The sequence below is a fragment of the Sphingobacterium wenxiniae genome (genome assembly GCF_900116225.1).
GTDB lineage: Bacteria > Bacteroidota > Bacteroidia > Sphingobacteriales > Sphingobacteriaceae > Sphingobacterium > Sphingobacterium wenxiniae.
Map to the genome: position 1 here is coordinate 15,303 of NZ_FOZZ01000019.1, position 22,680 is coordinate 37,982.

The 22,680-nt window shown below is 41.3% G+C and carries 24 protein-coding genes; 10 read left to right on the top strand and 14 right to left on the bottom strand.

All coding sequences use genetic code 11. From position 1 onward, the window contains the following. Window positions 1-49: 49 nt before the first annotated feature. The 14 genes from BM375_RS16650 to BM375_RS16715 all read right to left on the bottom strand — a co-directional run bounded on the left by BM375_RS16650 (window position 50) and on the right by BM375_RS16715 (window position 13,262). Window positions 50-613 carry a DUF3109 family protein gene (locus tag BM375_RS16650; protein ID WP_093367703.1) on the bottom strand — a complete coding sequence of 188 codons (564 nt, stop codon included), beginning with the start codon at window positions 611-613 and terminating at the stop codon, window positions 50-52. A gap of 4 nt (window positions 614-617) precedes the next feature. After that, a complete protein-coding gene (locus BM375_RS16655) occupies window positions 618-1,409 on the bottom strand; it encodes a DUF3108 domain-containing protein (RefSeq protein WP_093367704.1) in 792 nt (263 codons plus the stop codon). A gap of 31 nt (window positions 1,410-1,440) precedes the next feature. Further along, window positions 1,441-1,956 (bottom strand): DUF2480 family protein, encoded by a 516-nt coding sequence (locus BM375_RS16660; protein ID WP_093367706.1) that lies wholly within the window; start codon window positions 1,954-1,956, stop codon window positions 1,441-1,443. Window positions 1,957-2,018: 62 nt separating this feature from the next. Next, window positions 2,019-4,127, bottom strand: coding sequence for a peptidylprolyl isomerase (locus BM375_RS16665; protein WP_093367707.1), 2,109 nt, complete (start codon window positions 4,125-4,127; stop codon window positions 2,019-2,021). A gap of 155 nt (window positions 4,128-4,282) precedes the next feature. Next, a complete protein-coding gene (gene lptC / locus BM375_RS16670) occupies window positions 4,283-4,885 on the bottom strand; it encodes an LPS export ABC transporter periplasmic protein LptC (protein WP_093367709.1) in 603 nt (200 codons plus the stop codon). A 4-nt stretch (window positions 4,886-4,889) separates the two neighbouring features. Next, entirely contained in the window at window positions 4,890-6,209 is a 1,320-nt protein-coding gene (locus tag BM375_RS16675) for a BamG family beta-barrel-assembly machinery protein (RefSeq protein WP_093367711.1), read from the bottom strand. Between the two features lie 427 nt (window positions 6,210-6,636). Next, window positions 6,637-7,620 (bottom strand): DUF6427 family protein, encoded by a 984-nt coding sequence (locus BM375_RS16680; protein WP_093367712.1) that lies wholly within the window; start codon window positions 7,618-7,620, stop codon window positions 6,637-6,639. Between the two features lie 22 nt (window positions 7,621-7,642). Continuing rightward, a complete protein-coding gene (locus BM375_RS16685; RefSeq protein ID WP_093367714.1) occupies window positions 7,643-7,852 on the bottom strand; it encodes a CcmD family protein in 210 nt (69 codons plus the stop codon). 24 nt (window positions 7,853-7,876) lie between these two features. Further along, window positions 7,877-8,542, bottom strand: coding sequence for a cytochrome c biogenesis protein CcsA (gene ccsA, locus BM375_RS16690; RefSeq protein WP_093367715.1), 666 nt, complete (start codon window positions 8,540-8,542; stop codon window positions 7,877-7,879). 15 nt (window positions 8,543-8,557) lie between these two features. Continuing rightward, complete coding sequence (locus BM375_RS16695) at window positions 8,558-9,217, bottom strand: heme exporter protein CcmB (RefSeq protein ID WP_093367717.1); 660 nt, start codon at window positions 9,215-9,217, stop codon at window positions 8,558-8,560. A 62-nt stretch (window positions 9,218-9,279) separates the two neighbouring features. Further along, on the bottom strand, window positions 9,280-9,654 hold the full coding sequence (locus BM375_RS16700) for a YtxH domain-containing protein (protein ID WP_093367718.1): 375 nt from the start codon (window positions 9,652-9,654) through the stop codon (window positions 9,280-9,282). 362 nt (window positions 9,655-10,016) lie between these two features. Then, window positions 10,017-11,852: an ABC transporter ATP-binding protein gene (locus tag BM375_RS16705; protein ID WP_093367720.1), complete on the bottom strand. Its 1,836-nt coding sequence runs from the start codon at window positions 11,850-11,852 to the stop codon at window positions 10,017-10,019. A gap of 50 nt (window positions 11,853-11,902) precedes the next feature. Beyond that, window positions 11,903-12,445: a hypothetical protein gene (locus BM375_RS16710; protein ID WP_093367721.1), complete on the bottom strand. Its 543-nt coding sequence runs from the start codon at window positions 12,443-12,445 to the stop codon at window positions 11,903-11,905. A 31-nt stretch (window positions 12,446-12,476) separates the two neighbouring features. Further along, on the bottom strand, window positions 12,477-13,262 hold the full coding sequence (locus BM375_RS16715; RefSeq protein WP_093367723.1) for an SAM hydrolase/SAM-dependent halogenase family protein: 786 nt from the start codon (window positions 13,260-13,262) through the stop codon (window positions 12,477-12,479). Between the two features lie 420 nt (window positions 13,263-13,682). Between BM375_RS16715 and BM375_RS16720 the strand changes: the two genes are divergently transcribed. From BM375_RS16720 to hisIE, 10 genes are all read left to right on the top strand, one after another. After that, entirely contained in the window at window positions 13,683-14,648 is a 966-nt protein-coding gene (locus BM375_RS16720; protein WP_093367724.1) for a PhoH family protein, read from the top strand. Window positions 14,649-14,714: 66 nt separating this feature from the next. Next, window positions 14,715-15,662 (top strand): phosphoribosylaminoimidazolesuccinocarboxamide synthase, encoded by a 948-nt coding sequence (locus BM375_RS16725; RefSeq protein WP_093367725.1) that lies wholly within the window; start codon window positions 14,715-14,717, stop codon window positions 15,660-15,662. Between the two features lie 62 nt (window positions 15,663-15,724). After that, window positions 15,725-16,099, top strand: coding sequence for an STAS domain-containing protein (locus BM375_RS16730; RefSeq protein WP_093367727.1), 375 nt, complete (start codon window positions 15,725-15,727; stop codon window positions 16,097-16,099). A gap of 4 nt (window positions 16,100-16,103) precedes the next feature. Continuing rightward, window positions 16,104-17,027 (top strand): ribonuclease Z, encoded by a 924-nt coding sequence (locus BM375_RS16735; protein WP_093367728.1) that lies wholly within the window; start codon window positions 16,104-16,106, stop codon window positions 17,025-17,027. Window positions 17,028-17,154: 127 nt separating this feature from the next. Continuing rightward, window positions 17,155-18,219, top strand: a complete 1,065-nt coding sequence (gene hisC / locus BM375_RS16740) for a histidinol-phosphate transaminase (protein WP_170852699.1) — start codon at window positions 17,155-17,157, stop codon at window positions 18,217-18,219. Between the two features lie 53 nt (window positions 18,220-18,272). Next, entirely contained in the window at window positions 18,273-19,400 is a 1,128-nt protein-coding gene (gene hisB / locus BM375_RS16745; protein WP_093367731.1) for a bifunctional histidinol-phosphatase/imidazoleglycerol-phosphate dehydratase HisB, read from the top strand. A 106-nt stretch (window positions 19,401-19,506) separates the two neighbouring features. Next, entirely contained in the window at window positions 19,507-20,097 is a 591-nt protein-coding gene (hisH, locus tag BM375_RS16750) for an imidazole glycerol phosphate synthase subunit HisH (protein WP_093367732.1), read from the top strand. A gap of 88 nt (window positions 20,098-20,185) precedes the next feature. Then, window positions 20,186-20,938 (top strand): 1-(5-phosphoribosyl)-5-[(5-phosphoribosylamino)methylideneamino]imidazole-4-carboxamide isomerase, encoded by a 753-nt coding sequence (locus BM375_RS16755; RefSeq protein ID WP_093367733.1) that lies wholly within the window; start codon window positions 20,186-20,188, stop codon window positions 20,936-20,938. Window positions 20,939-20,994: 56 nt separating this feature from the next. Then, window positions 20,995-21,747 (top strand): imidazole glycerol phosphate synthase subunit HisF, encoded by a 753-nt coding sequence (gene hisF, locus BM375_RS16760; protein ID WP_093367735.1) that lies wholly within the window; start codon window positions 20,995-20,997, stop codon window positions 21,745-21,747. A gap of 175 nt (window positions 21,748-21,922) precedes the next feature. Continuing rightward, the gene (hisIE, locus tag BM375_RS16765; protein WP_093367737.1) at window positions 21,923-22,507 is read left to right on the top strand and encodes a bifunctional phosphoribosyl-AMP cyclohydrolase/phosphoribosyl-ATP diphosphatase HisIE; all 585 of its coding nucleotides are present in this window, start codon (window positions 21,923-21,925) and stop codon (window positions 22,505-22,507) included. Window positions 22,508-22,680: the final 173 nt, after the last annotated feature.

Genomic DNA, 22,680 nt, shown 5'->3' on the forward strand with positions numbered 1-22,680 from the left:
GACTTCCGAAATTTCAAAAATTTCGGAAGTCTGCTGAAGGTCTTGTCATTTATACAGTCGCTACGACCAATTCCAACTGCTTATACCAATCTTCTCCATATTCGCGGATTAAAGGGTCTTTTAAGAACTTATAAACCGGCACGCCCAACTCTTTGCCGAAGGTGCATGCATCGTGGCATATATGCCAACGGTCGTAATGTAAAACATCGAATTCCGGATAATGCGTAGTACGGATAGGGTAGAGATGACAGGAGATCGGTTTTTTCCAGTCCACTTCGCCCTGTTCATAAGCTTTTTCAATAGCACACTTTGTAATTCCGTTTTCCCAGGTTACATATGCGCATTCTTTATTGCCATCTACGCAGGTCGTTGTGAGGTCGCCATCCGCATCGATTACGTGTGTACCCTGCTCCTCAATGGCCTGGATTCCGGCTTCTGTCATGTAGGGTTTTACTTTTGGGTATATTTCCCGTAGTATGGCAGTCTCACGCTCCAGAAGTGGAGCTCCGGCATCACCTTCTATACAGCAAATCCCCTTACATTTGGTAAGGTTACAGACAAAATCATTTTTTATAATGTCCTCATGGACCAACACATTGCCTACTTCTATCATGGTTTTACTTTGAATAACTTACGCGCTCACCCAATTTATGCTTTAAGCCAGAAGCTGAAACCAACTCCATGGTTACCGAGCCAATCAATATTTCAACCTGGGCTTTTACAGGGATACGATTCCCATCATTGGTTACCCAAAGGAATAGTTGACTGTCTTTTTTGAAAATACGTCCTGGCGTAATTTCCGGACTTAACTTGATACATTCCAAGGTCCCCAAGGAGGTCTTAATTTTTTCTACTCCGATATACTTAACACCTAATTGCGCGACTTCATCGTTCAGAAAATAGGTAATCTTAAAGGAATCCCCTTTTTTAAGAGAGGATAAATCTAAGTTTCTTGAAAAATAGTATGCGGATAGCAGATCAAAGAACTGCGAATTCGGACTGGTGAAAGTTCCCTTTCTACCAGACACTTTTTTGTTCTTGTGGTCAAACGTAGCATACTCTTGACGTGTATAGCTTCCCTCTCGGATATTTTCGGTATATAGATAAGGCAGGTAAGTATCTCCATCAATATACGAATCATATTGGTTTTTAACAGTGTAGAATACTGAAAAAGCCCCTGACGTTTGCCCGAATGCAGATAAATGATAAGTATTGGGGTTGCTGAAACGCAACTTTGATTTTTCAACTTTTAATGTTCCTGTGGCGGCGGACATGATGCCATAACGCAATTTGTACTTGAGCTGCTCACCTTCTTTATAAGTCGGTTGTGGTAGATAAGGAAGAGTCTGGCTATAGGCTAAACCAAATGTCCCGATAAAAAATATAAATAGTATGTACAATTTTCTCATATAATAATGGACAGGTATGACTGGGAATGGTTTAACTTTTACGCTTGAACACCGGTACAGTAGAACACGGTTCACCATACATAATGGACTTGGCAACCTTGCTTAGTTCGACCGTAAACTTCACAAACGCAGCTTCAGGGATATGGATGTCTCCACAACCTTTTACGACAACGCGTTGGTCAAGAAATGTTGTGTAATCGATGGTACTTAACTTGTTCATGAACCAATCTCTCTCCACATCTTCTTTCGTGCCGAAGTGAACCGAAGTTGCATGCGGTTCAAGCTTGTTTGCCAATAACATATACGCCCAAGTCGGTACAATGGCATCTGTGGAACAGATGATGCCGATATGTTTGTTCTGGTATTGACTCCAGTCATGTTGTTTGATGAACTCACGGAAATCCTTTTCTTTTAGGATCAATCCATGAAAGAGGTTGTCCTTTATGTCATATATAAAGATTTCCCCCGTCGGGGCATAATTTGCCAAGTCAATGGTCATTAAACCACTTTGTGCCACTTTATTGACGATGTTTTCCTGAATTTCCATAACGTTCAAAAACAAAAAAGCCGAACATTTTAATGTTCGGCTGTAAAGTTAGTGATTATATCTTAATAGAATCTAATGCGATTGTCATCTATATCGGCTTTGTTTTGTAGAGCTTGATAGATTGCTGTCCAAGAACGTTGTGCCTTCGATGTCTGCAATTGTTTCTTTTGATTGGTCATATCACTGGCAACCAATTCTGCAGGGTTGGTAAAGCCATTGACCTGTACAGCATATACGCCTTGTAAGCCCTTAACAGACTTGGAAACTTTGTTTGGTTGTAAACCAAATACTGTTCCCACCACTGCAGGCTCTAATGCGATGCCTGGTAAAACTGGATTAGCCATCACGATATTTTCTACTTCAATGGCAGATTTACCCAATTTTTGAGCGGCTTGGTCGATGTTCGATGCACCATTCAAGGCATTGTTCATCTTTTCAGCTAACATTTTTGCTTTTACTTCATTTTTCACCTGAGGTTCTATCTGTGCTTTTACTGCTTCTAAGGATAATAAACCTTTGGGTTGGATGTCCTGAACACGCGCTACGATAAAATTGTGCTCAGTATCGAAAATCTTTTCTGAGACGTCACCTTTTTTTGCTTCGAATGCCCATTTCACCAAATCTCTCGGTACTTCTGTTCCGTTGAAATTATTATCCATCGCAGCTGCTCTGTCTATTTTTTGAATAGTTAAGCCATGCTTATTGGCAACTTCGGTAAAGTTTTTACTATTTGCTTCACTGAAGAAACTATTGGCCTTGGCGTAAACAGCATCGGTGGTTGCTTTTCCTGCATTGATTGTTTTATTGACAATTGCAGCTTTTACGATTTTAGAGTTGCCTACTTGCTTTTCGATGCGGATAATATGCGTACCGAAACGGCTGTTCACAATAACAACATCTCCAGCTTTTCCAGAGAAAGCAGCTTCTTCAAACTCAGGAACCATTTGTCCACGAGGGAAAGTGCCTAAATCACCACCATTGACCTTGCTTCCTTGGTCTACGCTGAATTGAATCGCTAACGCTGCGAAGCTTTCACCTTGTTGGATTAATCTTTTGATTGAATCGGCTTTTGTTGTTGCTTTATCAACACCGCCTTCAGCAGTTGTATTTAACAAGATATGTGATGCTTTTACAGAATCAGGGCTAAATTTTGCATCAATTACCTTCGCAATCTCATAAGCATCATTAGAAAGGAAAGGACCTACTGTTGTACCTACCGCTGCATTGAATAATACAGAGTCAAGTGCGGGACTAACCTGTCCTTTACGAAGGTAAGTCGCAGGATACTGTACATCAGAGTTAGACACAGCAAATAAAGAATCGTTTGTCGATGCGATTAACTCTGCTTTTAGTTGTTCTATAGCGGATTTTGTAGCTGCAGTATCGTTAGCTGTCGGACGTGCATCAAACAATACATATTCTACTGTTCTGCTTTCTTCTGGATTTTTGAAAGCTTTTTTATGCGTATCGTAATAAGCTTTATAATCTGCATCGGTTAAGTTGATCTCCGCATCTTTAACAGAAGAGTAATCTAACATTAAGTACTTGAAGTTCGCCAATTTGTTGCGATTATTGTATTCTTCTTGTGCCTCCAATGCCGTTACGTATACGCTATTGCTTAGTAAGTTTGAATATTTCTGGTTTAAACGCTCGTTACGAATGTTTTCCAAAAGCATTTCCCATTGTGCATTCATCTCTGGTGTTCCTTGTGTAGAAACCTGAGACAAAAATACATTGAGCTGATTGCGGTCAAACATACCTGTTTCAGGGTTCGTGAAGGCCTGGATAATTTGTTGCGAAGGATTGTTTCCGCTAACCAAATCATTTAATTCGTCTTTCCCTACTGAAAGACCGATTTTCTCAATTTCCTGTTTTAGTAATTCTTGGGAGATAAATTGGTTCCAAACTTGTTGAACTGCATAAGTTCTTAATTGTGATGAGGCTGCTCCACCCATTTGTTGTTGGAACATAGCTGTTGTTTGGTCAACCTGCGCATTGAAAACTTGATAATCTATCGATTCCCCATTAACGCTCCCCACTTGATTCTGGCTTTTCATCCAAAAAGGAGTACCGTAGTTGATGATATCTCCTAATAAAAATGCAACAATTGCTAAACCGATGATGGTAACCACCAATCCTGCTCGGTTTCGCAAACTACCCATTAATCCCATAATCTATATACTGTGTTTATTTTTAAATGCTTGTTATTAGTTATTTAATTGACCCTTATTAAAAACAAGGCGCAAGATACAACTTTTATGAAAAAAAATGTAAAAAATTATAGTGTATGAAAACTAAATTTAATAAAATGTGTTTATGTCGGTTTCTATCGACCGAAAGAAGGTAATTGATTCTCTCCCGTTGGGACATAATATCCTGTCATGTTTTCACCTTTAATCAACTTGAAGTTGAGGTCTGAGGTGAAAGAGGTAGCTTGGAAACTTCCACGTCCGTCTTTCATGTCGAAAGTAATGGGAACGGTATTGTAATAGATTTGCTTTTTCTCATCGTAGAAGATTTCCTCGGATTTGATAATAGAGCCATTATCCATTGTGACGACGACATTTTTCCGAAACTCTGTCAACCCCTCATTATTGCGTTGTATGGCATAATCGGATTTTATACGCTGGGTTTCGTTTTGGTTTGCATCGAAGAAACGTATCACTACGCCTTTCTGGAATTCAAAAAAACCAACACTGTCTGGGTATTCCCTTAATTCTGGGCTTTTCAATTCTGCTTTTACAACAGCAGAGTCGCTATAAACGACAGTAACATCTCTGGAAATATTGACATTTTCCTCTTCTTGAATGTTGGCGACTTTTTCAATGTCTTTCATGGAGTTCTCACAAGAGAAAAGCAAGAACATCCCTAGTGCCATTAAAGGTACTAGGGATGTTCGTTGATATATTTTTAGGATGCAGTCTCGCATTTTTCTAATCTAAACTTCGACGTCGGAACCACGTATCATTGATGGTAAAACCAATGTTGATATTGATATAGCGCTCGCGTACTAAGCTGTTGGATAAGGTTCCCTGTTGACCAAATTCAGCAGAAATGTTGAATTGGGAGAATGTTGCACCAAAATTGGTTTCTGGAAGAGGAAATCCAAAACCTACCGTAACCGCCATGTCGTTGATTTGTTGGTGACGGAAAGATACCGGAGTACGATTATAACGGAAGCCTAGACGGTAGTCTACCTGATTCCAGTAGCGTACGGAAGTTGGGTCTGGCTTGATTTGCCCACCTACCGCAAAACCGTATGATTTTCCCAATTTGTTTTCTCCTTCCCGAACTTGATAGTTTGACCAATCGGCATATTTGACATCCGCCCCAACCATCCAATTATAACCTTTGGATAAGGTAAAGCCTAAACTGTGTTTCAAAGGCAGATTGATTTTGCGGTTGCTAATATTGCTGAAATGGGTGGTGTCTAATGCTACAGATTCGTCATCGCCAATAGTTGGCTCAGATATAGTTTGCAATACATTGGTTTTTGCAGTAATCTGATTATCCAATGAACCATTGTAGCCAACGGTTAAGTTGTAACGACGGCCTAATGCACGACTATATTGCACACCATAGTCAAATGTTACCCCGCGAATATTACGGGTTTCTTTTGTTTCTGAATTGTAAGCATCTCTGGTGTTTGGGAATTCAACTTTGGTTCGGTCATAGAGATTTCCGAATAGGAAACCTACGTTACCACCTACACTTAAACCTTTAAATGGGGATACACCATACCCCAAAAATGCCTTGTTAATCCCTCCATCTCCTGAAAGGGATACTTTATAAAGCAAATTGTCGATGCTCTGTGTAGAAGCGGCGGAATAACCGATATCTGAGTAAGGCAATAAACCAAAAGCCATACCACCATATTTACTCAGAGGCACACCGATTGCTAAGTGACTAAAAGCAAAATCCGCTGTGTTGTCGCTTCTGTCGTCTTTGGAAAGTTGGGTAAGATTACCATATAATCCAGCCTCTAATACCGTGCGGTTGAGTCCAGAGTATGATGCAGGGTTGCTGATGTTCAATGTAGGAAACCCCGTCAAGTGGCGTACGCCTGAAGAGATGCCTCCCATAGCTCTGGTTTGCGGTAAAAGGTCTTCTCGCATCTGTCCTAAACCAAACTGGGAATACGGAGAGTGGGAGGTGGATTTCTGTGCCTGTAAGCTATTGGTACCCCAGCCCATCAGTCCTAAAAATAACGTAAGAGCTATTTTGGTGAGCGTTCCTATTGAATGTCTGTGCATATATAACGGTGTTACATCTTATCGATTCAGCGGTATTTTACTATCTAAATAGGTTACCTAATTGCTGCTTGTTTGTCGATAGCTACTAAATGATGTTTTTTTCAAAATTTGCTACAAAACTATCTATTTTTTGACTATTCCGTTAGCCCTATTTGTTAAAAAAGGTTAATCGTTTTGTTTTCAAGGTGTTAAATAAGTTCAGTGTGTGGAGGTGATTTAAAAATTGATGGTGTTTACCAAAATGGGGGATGTCCGAAAAGGTTGTTAATCATTAAAAAACGCGTCATTGCGAGGAAAAATGACGAAGCAATCTGCGTTTTTACCGTCATCAGATTGCTTCGTTCCTCGCAATGACGATGACGGCTGACTTTTCGCCCCCCTCTTCGTAATTACCCTGTGCTTTGGAGAGCTTTTTTCCAACTCAGCGCTAAAAAAACTGAAAATATAAAATAGTCAGAAGAATAACGGCATACAGCACTTCATAGACCCATTTGGATTTGGCATAGGTGAAATAGAAAGCCATATAAATGGCGATAGGTGGTGCGCACAATAGGAAGTGGTTGATGGTGATGTGATCGTTCAAATAAAACGAACCTACAGTTAACAGTACCATGAAGAATAAAAGCTGGAATGATTTCCGAAGGTGTACTACGCTTTTGAAGAATTGGTCTTTTAGTATGAAAAGGAAGAAAAGCAATGATATCAGAACCGGAATTACGACAATATAATCATAGACATTGACCGATAATTCTGTCGGAAATGCATAGCTCAATGGTTTGAATATTTGATAGAACTCGACCAATCTGTCATTCCAATAGTAAATGACACCCAGAAGGAAGTAAATCGTTGAGAATCCAAGTAGGGGAGTAACCCATTCTCGCCAGTTGAAAGGCCGGAAAATGATAAGACTAATCCAGAGGAGGAGCATCATCACCATGAACGGAAAATAGATCAGGCTACCAAAAGCAACGATCATCCCTAGGTCGAACATGAGCCCCTTAACATCGGCTTGTTTATAGATGTTTAAGAGTTTTCCGAGCATCCAAATGGTGATAAAATTACATATCAGCGGTGGTGAAAAAACTAAGAAAGGAGCAAAGAGACTAACTAAAGTCATGTACATCAATGCTGTAAGGAAGCTTGGTTTCCCCAGGAAATTGAAGTTGTTGATGATTTTATTCAGAAAAAATGCTTGAAGAAGTGTCAGGATGAGGGTGATAAGTACGTTCACCACTGGCGAGACCATAGCTTCAGACTGAAAACCTATGATGTTGTAGATCGCAGGTTCAAAAAAGATTGTTGTTATCTCGGTAGGAAGATGTAAAAACACTCCCAGACATAATGCCAACCCAATAATCGAAACGAAAAGTATGTTAATTGGTGTGAACTTTCGAAGTTGGTTGATAATCATGTGTTCGAGGGACAGAGCTTTCTTACTTCTTCGTTTCTTTTTCTAATTTTTTGATGCGTCTATCAAGCGCAATAAGGTAGATTCCAATCCCTATAAAAATGGTCAAAAGCACTAGAGCCACAACATAAATCTTGCCCGAACTGCGAAGATCTGTAGCCATCTCCACACCGCTTTGTGCAAACAGGCTTAAGTTGCATAAAACCATTAAAAGAAGTGCACTGTATTTTTTCATGATGGAATATCGTAAAATAGTATATTAATCAATTTGATTTCTTGTGTTCTCGATTAAGCGAAGTCGATAGCGTAACGAAGCTATCCATACACCTATAAGTATCCAACCTACAACAGCCGAATAGAATATCGGACGCATCTGGTTATCCATGTCAATGTCACCAAAAGTACTGTTGCCACCACTTCCTGGATGTAGGGAGTCAGTAAGCTTTGGAAGGATATACATCAATACGATCATGACCGGAAATGCGAAAATATTGTATATAGCCGAAATCTTCGCGCGTTTTTGTTCCTCTTCTAAAGCGTTACGCAAAACCAAATAGGCCAGATACATCAGTGTAGCAATAGCCGACCCGTTGGTTTTAGGATCGTTCGGCCAAGGTTCGCCCCACGTGATATTTGCCCATTGCATACCGGTTAATAAACCTAAGAAACAAAAGATAATTCCTGTGTTTACCGCTTCGACAGCAATGAAATCGTTCTTGATATCGTTGCTGTTGAGATAACGTATGCTGTATATTACCGAAATAAGGTAAAGTGTAAACATTGCAAACCACATCGGTACGTGGAAATACACATTGCGGATGGTTTCGTTCAGAATAGGAAGTCTAGGGACAGGTCCGAGTAAACCGGCTATAATAGATCCGCCAATCAAACATAACCCTAAAATTTTCCACCAAGATTTTCTCATGACTGAAAAGTAGCTTTAATCACGCCAAAGGTAAGGAAATAACAATAAAGAAATAGTAACGGTAATTACATTAATTGCCAACAGTACCAAAATTTCACCAGAACTGACCGTGCGTTCCAAACCATTTATGGCATTCTGTGAAAGCTTGATAAGGACAATCAGTAACGGGATGATGACCGGGAAGCTGAGGATGGCCATGATTGTACTATTGTTGCCTGTCTTAGAGCTGATGCCCGAGACCATGGTGAACACCGTCGCAAAACTGATGCTGCCCAGCAGAACGGCTGTTAGGTACAATGTGGGGTCGCCGATAGGATTGCTGAAAATCAAGCTGTAGACCGAGAAGGCGATGGCTGACAACAATACCATGACGAAGGTATTGTAGATTATTTTGGAAAGGATAACAGCCTTGGGGCTGGCGATTGTGTAATAATAAAGCTGTCGATAGGAGCTTTCCTGTATGAAACTTCGGTTGATGGCATTGATGCTGGCAAAGAGCAGGATAATCCAGAATAACGCATTCCAAACAAGTGTATCCACGGATTTGAATGCTTGATAGCATACAAAAACTGTGGATACAACATATAACAAGATTCCATTAATGGCATATTTTGAGCGCCATTCCAAAATCATGTCTTTATATACCAATACCTTTATTTGCTGGAATAAATTCATCTCCGGCAAAGATAGGAATAACTTTACTTTGCCTCATCAACAAAGCAAAATAACGCAGCGTTTTATGCTTTGTCTACTTCTGATTTTGCTTCCGCAATGATTTCTTCCGCTTTGTTGCCTAAATTATTGGCTGCTGCTGCTGCTTTGTCCGCTAATTTATGCGCTTGGGTAGAAGCTGTTTCCAAAGCCTGCTTGCCAGCTTCTTTAGCTCTTGATTTTAAGCTTTCTAAATCTTTTTTTGCTGATTTCGCTAATTTTTCCGCACGTTTAGCCTCTTTTTTTGATAACTCTTTAAGAGATTTGGTCAGGCTTTTTACCCCTTCGTTTGCGCGATCCAATTGCTTTTTGCCGTCTTCTGTAGCTAATAAATAGTAAGCTGCTGTTCCAACTGCTAACCCTACTAACGCGAACGCTATTAATCCTTTCTTATTACTCATGATTATATGTGTTTAAAATTCCCTTATTCTTTTTATCTAACTATAAGACTAACAAGATAAGTACCAAAAGGTTTAGAAAAAAATATTTTTAACAGAATTTTAAGTTTTTTTCCTGTTTTTGAGCTTTATTTACTCAAAAACAGGAGGGAATATTCAGAGCCTGTTTAAAAATAAAGACTCAACGGTTTCCAACCACGATGTTTTATCTTTCGACAAGCTCAAGATGACACATGAGCGGTTTTTGTCTCACTGAGGGCTTCTCGACAGGCTAAGCCTGACATTTGTCGCTGTGTCTCGGCTCTGAAGAGGAATATGACGAAGGAGGTGCGGCAAAAACAGAGGTTTAAACAGTATCTCAGACTTTACACGTTGATTTTTTGTGCGGACTGTAGTGAATAAAGATGATGGTATAAGCCACTACCCTTGGACATCAACTCCACATGGTTGCCTTCTTCCGAAACTGCGCCGTCTTCAATCACGGCAATCTGGTCAGCATCTTTGATGGTGCTTAAGCGGTGGGCAATAATAATGGAGGTCCGGTTGCGCATAAGTTCTTCCAAGGCCTGTTGTACCATACGTTCAGATTCTGAATCTAATGCTGAAGTGGCCTCATCGAGAATAAGAATGGCGGGGTCTTTGAGCAAAGCACGAGCAATAGCGATGCGCTGACGTTGTCCTCCGGAGAGCTTTACGCCACGTTCGCCGACCAAGGTGTCATACCCCTCAGGAAAAGCCATGATAAACTCGTGGGCATTCGCTCTTTTTGCCGCTTCAATAATGTCCCCGGCATCAGCATCCAAACGCCCGTAGCCGATGTTCTCACGAATCGTACCACCAAAAAGTAGCACATCTTGTGGGACAATAGCTACCTGATTGCGGATGTCCGTAAGCGAAAACTGATCGCTAGGAATCCCGTCGTAAGCAATCGTTCCGCTGCTTGGTTTGTAAAATTGAAGGATTAAGGAAGCGATGGTTGATTTTCCTGCTCCGCTTGGTCCTACGAGTGCCAGTTTTTTACCGGCCTTTACGTGAAAGGAAATGTCCTTTAGGATTGGGGTCTCCTGTCGAGATGGATAAGAGAACCCGACATGACTGAAGGTTAAAGCGCCGTGTATAGACTTGTCGATTTCTTTGTTGCTTTCAGCTATGCTTATGTCTTCGGTTTGTTCGTCTAAGATTTCAAGCACACGCTCGCTTGCGCCTAACGCACGTTGTATATTGGCGTACAGTTCCGGAAAACTACCCATTGATCCCGCTACAAACATGGAGTAGAGGATGTAGGTTGTTAAATCACCTACAGATATTTCACCGCTTGAAACTAGGGATGCGCCGTACCAGATGACGGCAATGATAGCGCCAAAGATGCAAAAGATTATAAAAGATGCAAAAATACCTCTATAGGTAGCACCTTTAACCGCTAATTTGACGACGCTGTCTAATTTTTGCCCATAGCGTTTGGCTTCGTAATATTCGTTGACGAATGCTTTCACGTTGCTGATGCCTAACAAGGTTTCCTGTACAATGCTGTTGGAATCCGCAAGCTGGTCTTGGGCCTGTCGGGAAAGGTTACGGATAAAACGCCCAAAAATCATCGCTGTAATGACGATAATAGGCAGGATGCTCAGGTTCATCAAAGCGAGCTTTGGCGATACAAAAATTAACAGACATACCCCGAACACCAGGCTGATGGTCTGACGAAGGATCTCGGCAATTGTGCTGGTTAATGTATCTTGAATCTGGGCTAGATCAGCTGAAAGCCTACTGTTTAGTTCCCCAACGCGGCGGTTGGCGAAAAACTCAATAGGTAAAGTGATAAGCCTGTGATAGGTGTCTTTCCTGATATTTGCTAAGGCTTTTTCGGCGATTTCTACAAAAAGCTTGATACGTCCGAAAGAGATGATAGATTGAAAGAATAAGATAGCCATAGATATACCGCCAATGTAGAGTACATCCGCAGGTAGCCAAGTGTAGGTTTGTCGCCCCTGCGCAGCATCAATCATTGCTCCCAGCAACGCTGGAAAGGTCAGCATTGTTAGGCTAGACAAAATAAGAAAAATCATCCCCAATACAAATTTTGTACGGTAGGGACGGAGATACGATAAAAGTTGTAAAGCTTTCTTAACTAATTCCTTGCTTAACTTCGGTTTAGGTAAATCGTCTGATTGCGTGTTACTGCTATTCAATCTCGCTCTTGCCATCAAATACTAATTTAAGAGGCAAAAGTACACATATTATTAACGTGAGCTTATCACTCTTGCGTCAAATTTATGTTTTTTCGGTACAACCACACAATTACGCCTGATAAAACCAGTATGACAAAAACGAGGAGATACACCAATAAATCTACGTTATGCCCTTCCTCGCCCAATAATTCAATGCGTCCGCGGAGCTGCTCATTTTCTGCCTGTAGCTTGGAAATGGTGCGCATGTAAGCTGTGATTTGCGCATCGTATTCATTGGCAAGGGATTCATGCCTGTCGCTTTCATTGTCCTTGATGTCCAACAGTTTTTTGGTTTCCAGAAAGATATGATTGTCGGTCAGCACGATTTGTCGAAGAATGTCTATGGACTTTTGCATGTCCTTTTTAACTTTGAAAATACCGAAAATGCCTGTTTTTTGTTGTAGGCTGATGTCCAGATCGCCAAATTTCTTGCTGCGTTCTTCCAGCAGTGTATTGATGCGCTCACGTTGCTGCTCAAAGCCAATAGAATCAGTATTAAGCTGAGGAACGGCCTGGCTATGTAGAACGAAAGCCAGTAATCCTATCAGTAAGAAAGTAATGTTTTTCATGTTTGTTCAGACTAAATGGAAGGGGAGAGGTTTAACGCTCCAGAAACTCCACCATGATGATTTCATCTTGCTGAAGACCGAGCAAACGGCTAGCATGCCCCTTGTTGATCGCGATTTCCAGAAAATTGCTAATTCCGAAAAGACATAGTTTTTCACCTTCGGGCACTTCGTTATAATGCCAGCTCAGCTTGTTGATAGTTTCATTCCGTTTGAAATGAAGTTGGAAGCTACGGCCTTTTTGCACCTCGTTGAACAGGTCTTTGCTGATGTTGCTGATGACGTTGCCAAAGGAATCGATGTAGGATACATGTCCCTTAATGGAGTTGGCGTCTATCAACGGTTGTACCATCACTCGTTTTAACGGTTTTTCGACGGCCTGCCCGATTTCTGCAAGTACACCGCCTTTTGCAATATGACAGGCGGCTTTAGTCAGTATGTCGGCCAAGGGGAAGTGCAGGTAGCGTAGGTCTTGCATGATGTCAATCTCGAAAAGCTCCTGCGCATCGTTTTCGCCCAATATGATACTAAAGATACCATTGTCTGCCCCAACAAAATAATGGTTGTCAAACTTCATCATCATATAACGCGAACCTTCTTGAAAAACGGTGTCGATGCCGATAAGATGGACAGTTCCAGATGGGAAATATTGATAGACATTGCGCAGCATAACAGCGGCTCGTTGTATATCAAAGGAAGGGATTTCATGGGTTATATCTACTAATCTCACATCTGGCAACAGCGATATAATGCTGCCTTTGAGGGCGGCTTGATAAAAATCGCGATGTCCTAAGTCTGTCGTTAGCGTTATAACTCCCATAAAGTACCCTGTAAGATACAAAAACCTCAAAAATATCCCTGAAAAGGAGAGATGTCTGTGTAATATCGGCTACAAAAGTAGCAAAAGAAAATCCATTATTACCTGCCGAATGGTTGAAAAAGTCTAATTTTTTAGAGAAAAAATTGATTAACTTTACGTCAGTTCAGTGGGGCACTATATGAAGTGAAAACCTATGAGGTTTAGGGTGAATAGGTTGCCGTATCAGGTGATAAATCGAGGAACCTTATAGCTTTATACTACTGAGTAGAAAATGAGAAACTTTAAATGAATATTTTTAAAATAAAAACCTATAAGGTTTGGTTATATATCCATGAGAAAAATAGGGGCTCACGAACACCTCCGTATCAGGCAAAACCTTATAGGTTTAAATTAGAAAACTTTAAAACAGAAAGATAAGATTTGAACGAAATGTTGATTAACCTCGATGATGTGAACCTGGTTACATTATGGGGAGCTCAGAATGAAAACTTTGAGCTGATAAAAAGAAGTTTTCCCAAATTACGTTTAGTTGCCCGTGGCAATGACTTGAAGGTGTTAGGCGAAGAAGTGGAGCAACAGCGATTCAAAGCTGCTTTCCAGGGGATTGTCGAGCATATTGAACGTTTTCAGTCGCTAGATGCTGTGCAATTAGAAGAATTGGTAGGAGCACCGATAAGGACGGAGCGAGCAGAAGAAAAGAAAACGGAACCTGCAGCATTTAAAGGAGAGCCTATTGTTTATGGTCCAAATGGTCTGATGGTGCGCGCACGCACGCCCAATCAGCGAAGAATGGTGGAGACAATCTCGAAGAACGACATTCTTTTTGCCATTGGACCTGCAGGGACAGGTAAAACTTATACGGCTGTAGCTTTGGCTGTTCGCGCTTTGCGCAATAAAGAGATTAAGCGTATTATTCTGACTCGCCCGGCTGTAGAGGCTGGAGAAAATTTAGGTTTCTTGCCGGGGGATTTGAAGGAGAAGGTCGATCCGTATTTACGCCCCTTGTATGATGCACTAGATGATATGATTCCAGCTGATAAATTGAAAGATTATTTGGAGCGTCGTATTATAGAGGTTGCTCCACTGGCGTTTATGCGTGGGCGTACGTTGGATAATTGTTTTGTGATTTTGGATGAGGCGCAGAACGCTACCGATATGCAACTGAAAATGTTTCTCACACGTATGGGCCCTACGGCTAAATTTATAGTTACAGGAGATCTGACGCAAATTGACCTGCCGAAGAAAAGCCAATCTGGCTTGGCTACTGCTATCAAGCTTTTGGATAATATTGAAGGGATCGATATTATCTACCTCAGTGGTTCGGATGTAGTTCGCCATAAATTGGTGAAGCGGATTTTGGAAGCTTATGGAGACCTTCAAAAGTAGGAGCAAATAATTATTTGCCCCTACTTTTTAATTTTTTCACTTACATTTGTTTTTTTACATTCACAGATGAACGCAATAAAAGAAACTAACTTTCAATTTGATAAGCAGACTGCTTTTTACAGAGGCAAAGTACGCGATGTATATACTATTGCTGATGATTATTTGGTGATGGTAGCATCGGATCGTATTTCAGCTTTTGACGTAGTGCTGCCGAGGGCTATTCCGTATAAAGGACAGGTGTTGAACCAGATTGCTGCTAAATTTTTAGAGTCAACAAAAGACATTCTCCCGAATTGGGTGGTTGATGTTCCAGATCCTAGTGCTACTATCGGTAAAAAATGTGAACCATTTAAAGTGGAGATGGTTATCCGAGGTTATTTAGCAGGTCATGCTTGGCGTACTTATCGTGATGGAGGAAGAGAGCTTTGTGGTGTGGCTTTGCCAGAAGGCTTAAAAGAAAATGATAAACTTCCCCAGCCAATAATAACACCTACTACGAAGGCTGCTGTTGGCCATGATGAGGATATTTCGCGATCAGATATCATTGCACAAGGAATTGTCAATGAAGAAGATTTTACACAATTAGAGCAATATGCGCATGCGCTTTTTCAGCGCGGCACGGAGATCGCTTTGGAAAGAGGGCTGATTTTGGTGGATACCAAGTATGAGTTTGGAAAACGTGACGGTCAAATCTATCTAATGGATGAAATCCATACGCCGGATTCTTCTCGTTACTTCTATGCAGAGGGTTATGCTGAGCGTCAGGAAAATGGCGAACCGCAAAGGCAATTGTCCAAAGAGTTTGTTCGGGAATGGTTGATGGAGAACGGGTTTCAGGGAAAAGATGGACAACAGGTTCCAGAGATGACGGATGAGATTGTCCATTCCATTTCAGACCGTTATATTGAGCTTTTTGAACATATTACAGGTGAGAAATTCCAACGTGCGGAAGGTGAAGAAGCGATAGCGCGGGTAGAGCGGAATGTGGCGGAAGCATTGAAAAACATTGTGTAGCGTAATAATCAAGTGATAAATAAAGTGATGATGGTGATGGAAGGTAATAAAAACATAAAAAAATGAAATTTACAGTGGATAAGCATGACCGCTATGTAGTCATTGAACCTTTGACTGATGTGTTGAATGGAGAGGCTGCGGTAAAGCTTAAAGGAGAGTTTATGTTGCGTAATACAGGTGGACAGCGCAATATTGTGCTAGATCTACGACATGTGGAACAAGCTGATGAGGATGGTTTACGCGTAGGGTTATTGGCGCGTAGATTATGCAAATCTACAGGTGGATATTTCATATTGACAGGCTTGCATCAGAATGTTCGTGATTTTATCCGCCTGTCCAATTTGGAGGGTTATTTTAAGATTGTGGATTCTTTGGCCGAAGCCGAGACCTTAATTTTTGGTAACGAGATCCGTTTGGATTTGAAAGCTGGACAATAAACGGATGAAATTTGAAGTTTTGATTTTGGGAAATAGTTCGGCGACACCTATGTATGGGCGTCACCCAACTTCTCAGGTGATAAATTTCAATGAACAGCTGTTTTTGATAGACTGCGGTGAGGGGACACAGATGCAGCTGTTTCGATATGGTGTTAAAAGCAACCGTATTAACCATATTTTTATCAGCCATCTGCACGGCGACCATTATTTGGGGTTGGTAGGCTTGTTATCCTCTCTACATCTTATGGGGCGGAAAGCCGATTTGCATTTGTATGGACCACCTGCCTTGGAAGAGATTATTGAGATACAGTTTAAGCACTCTGCTACGGTATTAAATTATAATCTGCTTTTTCATCCGACCAATCCTAATAAGCCAGAGGTTATTTTTGCTGCCCCAGCGCTCAAGGTAACATCTTTTCCTTTAAAACACCGTATCCCATGTACAGGCTTTCGCTTTGATGAGGGAAAACGAGCCGCGACTTTGAATGCGGAGGCTGTGGAAAGGCTGAATATACCGACACCTTATTTACGTTTATTGAAAAAAGGTATTGATTATGCGGATGCAGATGGTAAGCTTTATCGTGCTGAAGACCTGACCTATCCTGCGCCAAAATCCCGAAGCTATGCCTATTGCTCTGATACTATGGTCTTCGATGATTATCTTTCCAATATCCAAAATGTTGACTTGCTGTATCATGAGGCTACGTTTATGCATGATATGTTAGACAGGGCAAAAGATACTTTTCATACAACGGCTCAGCAAGCAGGCGAGGTAGCCAAACAAGTCGGAGCGCAGAAGTTACTGCTTGGGCATTATTCCGCACGTTATAAAGATTTACAGCCTTTGCTGGAGGAGTCTAAATCGGTTTTCATATCTACTGAACTCTCGGAAGAAGGGAGTTGGTATGCTGTTGGCTATAAGCAGTAAGCCAAGAACTATCTTCTATTTGCTTGTAGCTTACGGCTTATAGCTATTTGCTGGCGCAAAAAATAGGGATTTTGTATATTTTTCCGCATATTTACGGCGCAAAATAGAATATAATCAGACAATTAATATGTCTTTCAACTTAAACAACCTACTTCGGGACAACATCAAAAAGCTTGTTCCATACTCTTCTGCACGTGATGAATTTAAAGGAGAGGCTTCTGTATTATTGGATGCCAATGAAAATGCGTTTGGTTCGCCGTACACAACGAACTACCATCGTTACCCCGATCCGTTACAGCATCGTGTAAAAGAGAAAATATATAAAATCAAAGGTGTCCCCACAGAAAATATCTTCTTGGGTAATGGCAGTGATGAAGCGATTGATATCCTTTTTCGAGCTTTCTGTCGTCCTGGAAAAGATAATGTTATCCTTGTGCCACCAACATACGGTATGTATGAGGTTTCGGCAAATATTAATGATGTGGAATGCCGCAAGGTGAATCTTACCCGTGATTTTCAGTTGGATATCGATGGAATTGAGGCTGCGGTAGATGGGAATACAAAGCTGATTTTTGTCTGTTCACCCAATAATCCAACGGGCAACAGTATCCGAAGACAGGATATTGAAACGTTATTGGTGAACTTTGAAGGATTGGTCGTGGTGGACGAGGCGTATATCAATTTTTCTAAATTACCATCGTTTACGAAGGATTTATCGGAATTTCCGAATCTGGTGGTTTTGCAGACTTTGTCCAAGGCTTGGGGGTTGGCAGCTTTGCGTTTAGGAATGGCTTTTGCCAGCAAGGATATTATTGCAGTTTTCAATAAGATAAAGCCTCCGTACAATATCAATCAGGCAACCCAGGAGATTGTTCTGGAAGCTCTGGATAATGTGACGTTGGTCAACACATGGATACAGGAAGTGGTCAGTGAACGGGAAAAATTAGCAGTTGCGTTAAGTTCGCTGGAGCAGGTGGAGCACGTAACCCCATCGGATGCCAATTTTATCTTGGTGAAATTGCAGGAGCCACGTGCGTTGTATAATTTTTTGGTAAGCAAAGGTATTATCGTCAGAGACCGATCAAGAGTAGAGCTATGTGAAGGCTGTCTGCGGATTACGGTAGGAACACCCGAAGAAAATGTCGCCTTATTGGAAATGGTCGCCGTGTTTTATGGTAGCTCATCCTTATAATCATCAATAATCTGTGTAACCGAGCTTTCGAGTTCATCGAAGATAATCAAAAAATGAAAAGAATATTATTTATAGACCGTGATGGTACACTAATTTTAGAGCCGGAAGATGAACAGATCGACTCGTTCGCTAAATTGAAATTCTATCCCGGAGCGTTGCAATATCTGCCACGCATAGCTAAGGAACTTGACTTTGAACTGGTATTGGTCTCGAACCAAGATGGGCTTGGAACGGCTTCGCACCCTGAAGAAAACTTTTGGCCCGTTCATCATTTTATTGTAGAAACTTTCAGGGGTGAGGGTGTAGAGTTCGCTAAAGAGCATATTGACAAGACCTTTCCGCATGAGAATGCACCTACCCGCAAACCAGGGATTGGCATGTTGGGCGAGTATTTTGATGTTGAGCGATATAACCTCGCTGAGTCTTTTGTCATTGGCGACCGTGTCAACGATGTGAAGTTAGCGCAGAACCTGGGTGCTAAAGCAATCTGGTTGCGAAATGATGATAGCCTCGGTCAAGCTGAAGAATTGGCTATTGACAGTGATGCGATTGCCTTAGAAACCACCGATTGGAAAGCGATTTATGAGTTTTTGAAAGTAGGAACACGTACAGGTGAACACCATCGTAAAACCAACGAAACAGATATTTATATCGCACTGAATTTAGACGGTACAGGTAAGGCAGATATTGATACGGGTTTGCCGTTCTTTGACCATATGCTCGACCAGATTGCTCGTCATGGCGCTTTGGATTTGACAGTGAAAGCAAAAGGTGATCTGCATATTGACGAACATCATACGATAGAAGATACAGGAATTGCGCTGGGTGAAATCTTTTTAAAGGTGCTGGGGGATAAACGTGGTATTGAACGATATGCGTTTACTTTGCCGATGGATGATTGTTTGGCACAGGTAGCTATCGATTTTGGTGGTCGTAACTGGATTGTATGGGATGCGGAATTTAAGCGGGAGAAAATTGGTGATATGCCAACCGAAATGTTTTTCCATTTCTTCAAATCCTTTAGCGATGCTTCCAAATCTAATCTGAATATCAAAGCAGAAGGCGAAAACGAACATCACAAAATAGAGGCGATTTTCAAAGCCTTTGCCAAATCTATTAAGAAAGCGGTAGAGCGTGATGTGGAGAATATGCAATTGCCAAGTACGAAAGGAGTTTTATAAAAGATATGCGATATGAGAATTGCGTTGTGCGAGAGGGACAATTTAGAAAACAAAGTATAGTAAATCCAAATCTCAATATGCAATACTCAAATCTCAATACTAAACTATGATTGGAATAGTAAATTACGGAGCAGGGAATATATTTTCATTGACTGCGGCTTTGGATAGGATAGGTGTGACGTATGGAATGGTGCATACGGCGGCGGATTTTGAGCGGTACGATCGCATCATCATCCCGGGAGTCGGGCATGCAGGTGCGGCAATGGGGAAACTGGCGGATACAGGCTTGGTCGACACTATTCTGGCGTTGAAGAAGCCCGTGTTGGGTATTTGCGTGGGCATGCAGTTGTTGTCCTCCTTTTCGGAAGAAGGGAATGCAGACTTGCTGCAGCTTCTTCCGCTCAAAACGTTACATTTTACAGGACGTATTACTGAAAAAGTGCCACATATGGGCTGGAACAGTGTTTCTTTGCAAAATAATTCACCGTTGTTTGACGGTATAGCTGATAATAGTTATTTTTATTTTGTGCATTCCTATTTTATAGAGTTTGACGATAAATATACCGCTGCGGTGTGTCAATATGGCCTGCCCTTCTCGGCCGCTGTGCAGCAAGGTAATTTTTTTGGGGTGCAGTTCCATCCTGAGAAATCAGGATTGGCAGGAGAACAGTTGTTGCAGAATTTTGCCAGTTTATAGATATCCCCCCATCCCCCAACGGGGGAGAGGTTTTTATAGATATTCCCCCTTTGGGGGTTAGGGGGATTTAACTTTTTAATTTTAAACAATGTATATTATTCCTGCTATCGATGTTTTGGACAAGAAAGTTGTCCGCTTAAGAGAAGGTAATTACGACGATGTCACCACGTATGATATTTCGTTGGAAGAACAGATTGCCAAATATCATGCTAACGGAACCGAAATCGTGCATATCATCGATTTGAACGGGGCAAAAGGAGATTTTAGCAATCAGGCTTATCTTTTTGACATCATCCGTAAAACCGATATGAAAGTGCAATACGGAGGTGGTGTGCGTAGCATCGAGAAAGTCAAAGAGCTTGTAGATGCCGGTATTTACAGGGTGATTGTGGGTACACAAGCGATTACGAACCCGACCTTCTTGGAAGAGCTGGCAAAATTAAACGAAGGTCGTGTGAAATATGCAGATCACATCGTTATTGCTATTGATGTGCTGGATGAAGTGATTAAATACTCCGGCTGGTTGGAAAGTTCACCGATTAAGCTTATCGCTTATATCGATAAATGTCTTTCTTTGGGTTTTTTCCGTTTTCTATGTACAGATATCAGTAAAGATGGAAAAATGGGTGGAGCAGGTGTAGAGTTGTATCAAAAGCTTTTGGATCATTCGCCTATTATCAAATTGATCGGTTCGGGCGGGATTAGTGCTATGAAAGATATCGAAGCGCTTGCTGCCTTAGGCCGTATGGAATCTTGTGTTGTAGGAAAAGCAATTTACGAGAATAAGATAACAATCGAAGAGATTAAAGATTGGAATTTAAAAGCACTGACTAATTTTTAGTCCTCCCCCAACCCCTCCCAAGGAGGGGAGAAAGGTGGATTTTTTAATTTAAATGCATGTTAGCTAAACGTATTGTTCCCTGTTTGGACGTGAAGGATGGTCGTACGGTAAAAGGTGTGAATTTTGTGGATTTGCGCGACGCCGGCGACCCGGTAGAATTGGCATGGCAGTATTCCCAACAAGGGGCTGATGAGCTTGTTTTTCTGGACATCACTGCTACCCACGAAGGGCGTAAAACAACCATTGATTTGGTCAAAGCGGTTGCCCGTCAAGTCAATATACCCTTTACCATTGGTGGAGGCATTAACGAATTAAAAGATGCCGAGATATTATTAAATGCCGGAGCAGATAAGATTTCTATCAATTCAGCGGCTGTTCGCAATCCGCAACTGATTAATAATTTGGCTGATGCTTTCGGGCGTCAGTTTGTCGTTGTGGCTGTGGATACACGTTTCGTGGAAGAACGAAATTTTGTACATCTTCGAGGTGGTCGTGACAAGACAGATATAGAAACCGAAAACTGGATCAAAGAGGCAGAGGATAGGGGAGCAGGAGAAATTTTACTGACCTCAATGGATCATGATGGTACAAAAAACGGATTTGATATAGCGTTTTTAAAGCGCATTAATGACAGTATCCATATTCCTTTGATTGCTTCAGGAGGAGCAGGGAATCAGCAACATTTTGTGGATGTGTTCCAGCAGGCCAATGTGGATGCAGCGCTTGCCGCTTCTGTATTTCACTACGGTGAGATTTTGATTCCGGAGTTGAAGGAAACGTTGCGGAGCAACGGAATTATTGTGCGATAATTCCTCCCCCAGCCCCTCCAAAGGAGGGGAGTAATATAGCGTCGAGAAGAAAACCGGTAAGGCTTTATGTCGATTTTGCTATTAAACTTTATGTAGATTTAGTGCTAATTCATGAATTTGTTTAGCTAAATAGATCTCAATACTAATATCTAAATACTCAATACTAATATCTAAAATGATAGATTTTGCAAAAGGAGATGGGTTAGTACCCGTAGTCATTCAGGATGACCAAACCTTGGAAGTGCTCATGTTGGGCTATATGAACGAAGAAGCTTGGGGAAAAACCCAAAGGGAGGGTAAAGTAACGTTCTACTCGAGAAGCAAGGAACGGCTTTGGACCAAGGGAGAGGAAAGTGGGAATTTTTTGCACGTTGTGAGTACACATGTTGATTGTGATGAGGATACCATTCTTATCAAGGTCAACCCTGTTGGACCAACTTGTCATACTGGAAGTCGTAGCTGCTTTGGTACCGACTTTAACCAAAATTTCCTATTGCAATTGGAGCGTATTGTTAGACAGCGTTACGAACAACCTTCTGACGAGTCGTACGTAAATCGTTTACGTCAGCGAGGAATAAATAAAATCGCTCAGAAAGTTGGCGAAGAAGCTGTTGAAACGGTGATTGCTGCTTTAGCAGAAACAGAGCACGATTTTATCAACGAATCCTCGGATTTGTTTTTCCATCTTTTAGTATTATTGCGCGAAAAAGGTTTAGATTTAAAAAATATTGCTAAAAATCTAGAAGGAAGACATCAGTAAGAAAAGAATCGTTAAAAGCGATATTACGCATTCATGGAGGTTATTTCGTTTTTCGGAACATCTAATTCCACTTTGTGAATACCCTTTTGTTTTTGGTAATGACCAATGCCAATTGGGTAATCACTTTTTCGCTTTGAGTCATGACCGAATGCAATCTGGTGATGACTTTTTTG

Bases quoted from the DNA above. Each gene is read 5' to 3' on its own strand.
- BM375_RS16650 (WP_093367703.1), bottom strand. From the start codon at position 613: ATGATAGAAGTAGGCAATGTGTTGGTCCATGAGGACATTATAAAAAAT.
- BM375_RS16655 (WP_093367704.1), bottom strand. From the start codon at position 1,409: ATGAGAAAATTGTACATACTATTTATATTTTTTATCGGGACATTTGGT.
- BM375_RS16660 (WP_093367706.1), bottom strand. From the start codon at position 1,956: ATGGAAATTCAGGAAAACATCGTCAATAAAGTGGCACAAAGTGGTTTA.
- BM375_RS16665 (WP_093367707.1), bottom strand. From the start codon at position 4,127: ATGGGATTAATGGGTAGTTTGCGAAACCGAGCAGGATTGGTGGTTACC.
- lptC (WP_093367709.1), bottom strand. From the start codon at position 4,885: ATGCGAGACTGCATCCTAAAAATATATCAACGAACATCCCTAGTACCT.
- BM375_RS16675 (WP_093367711.1), bottom strand. From the start codon at position 6,209: ATGCACAGACATTCAATAGGAACGCTCACCAAAATAGCTCTTACGTTA.
- BM375_RS16680 (WP_093367712.1), bottom strand. From the start codon at position 7,620: ATGATTATCAACCAACTTCGAAAGTTCACACCAATTAACATACTTTTC.
- BM375_RS16685 (WP_093367714.1), bottom strand. From the start codon at position 7,852: ATGAAAAAATACAGTGCACTTCTTTTAATGGTTTTATGCAACTTAAGC.
- ccsA (WP_093367715.1), bottom strand. From the start codon at position 8,542: ATGAGAAAATCTTGGTGGAAAATTTTAGGGTTATGTTTGATTGGCGGA.
- BM375_RS16695 (WP_093367717.1), bottom strand. From the start codon at position 9,217: ATGAATTTATTCCAGCAAATAAAGGTATTGGTATATAAAGACATGATT.
- BM375_RS16700 (WP_093367718.1), bottom strand. From the start codon at position 9,654: ATGAGTAATAAGAAAGGATTAATAGCGTTCGCGTTAGTAGGGTTAGCA.
- BM375_RS16705 (WP_093367720.1), bottom strand. From the start codon at position 11,852: ATGGCAAGAGCGAGATTGAATAGCAGTAACACGCAATCAGACGATTTA.
- BM375_RS16710 (WP_093367721.1), bottom strand. From the start codon at position 12,445: ATGAAAAACATTACTTTCTTACTGATAGGATTACTGGCTTTCGTTCTA.
- BM375_RS16715 (WP_093367723.1), bottom strand. From the start codon at position 13,262: ATGGGAGTTATAACGCTAACGACAGACTTAGGACATCGCGATTTTTAT.
- BM375_RS16725 (WP_093367725.1), top strand. From the start codon at position 14,715: ATGAACGCAATAAAAGAAACTAACTTTCAATTTGATAAGCAGACTGCT.
- BM375_RS16730 (WP_093367727.1), top strand. From the start codon at position 15,725: ATGAAATTTACAGTGGATAAGCATGACCGCTATGTAGTCATTGAACCT.
- BM375_RS16735 (WP_093367728.1), top strand. From the start codon at position 16,104: ATGAAATTTGAAGTTTTGATTTTGGGAAATAGTTCGGCGACACCTATG.
- hisC (WP_170852699.1), top strand. From the start codon at position 17,155: ATGTCTTTCAACTTAAACAACCTACTTCGGGACAACATCAAAAAGCTT.
- hisB (WP_093367731.1), top strand. From the start codon at position 18,273: ATGAAAAGAATATTATTTATAGACCGTGATGGTACACTAATTTTAGAG.
- hisH (WP_093367732.1), top strand. From the start codon at position 19,507: ATGATTGGAATAGTAAATTACGGAGCAGGGAATATATTTTCATTGACT.
- BM375_RS16755 (WP_093367733.1), top strand. From the start codon at position 20,186: ATGTATATTATTCCTGCTATCGATGTTTTGGACAAGAAAGTTGTCCGC.
- hisF (WP_093367735.1), top strand. From the start codon at position 20,995: ATGTTAGCTAAACGTATTGTTCCCTGTTTGGACGTGAAGGATGGTCGT.
- hisIE (WP_093367737.1), top strand. From the start codon at position 21,923: ATGATAGATTTTGCAAAAGGAGATGGGTTAGTACCCGTAGTCATTCAG.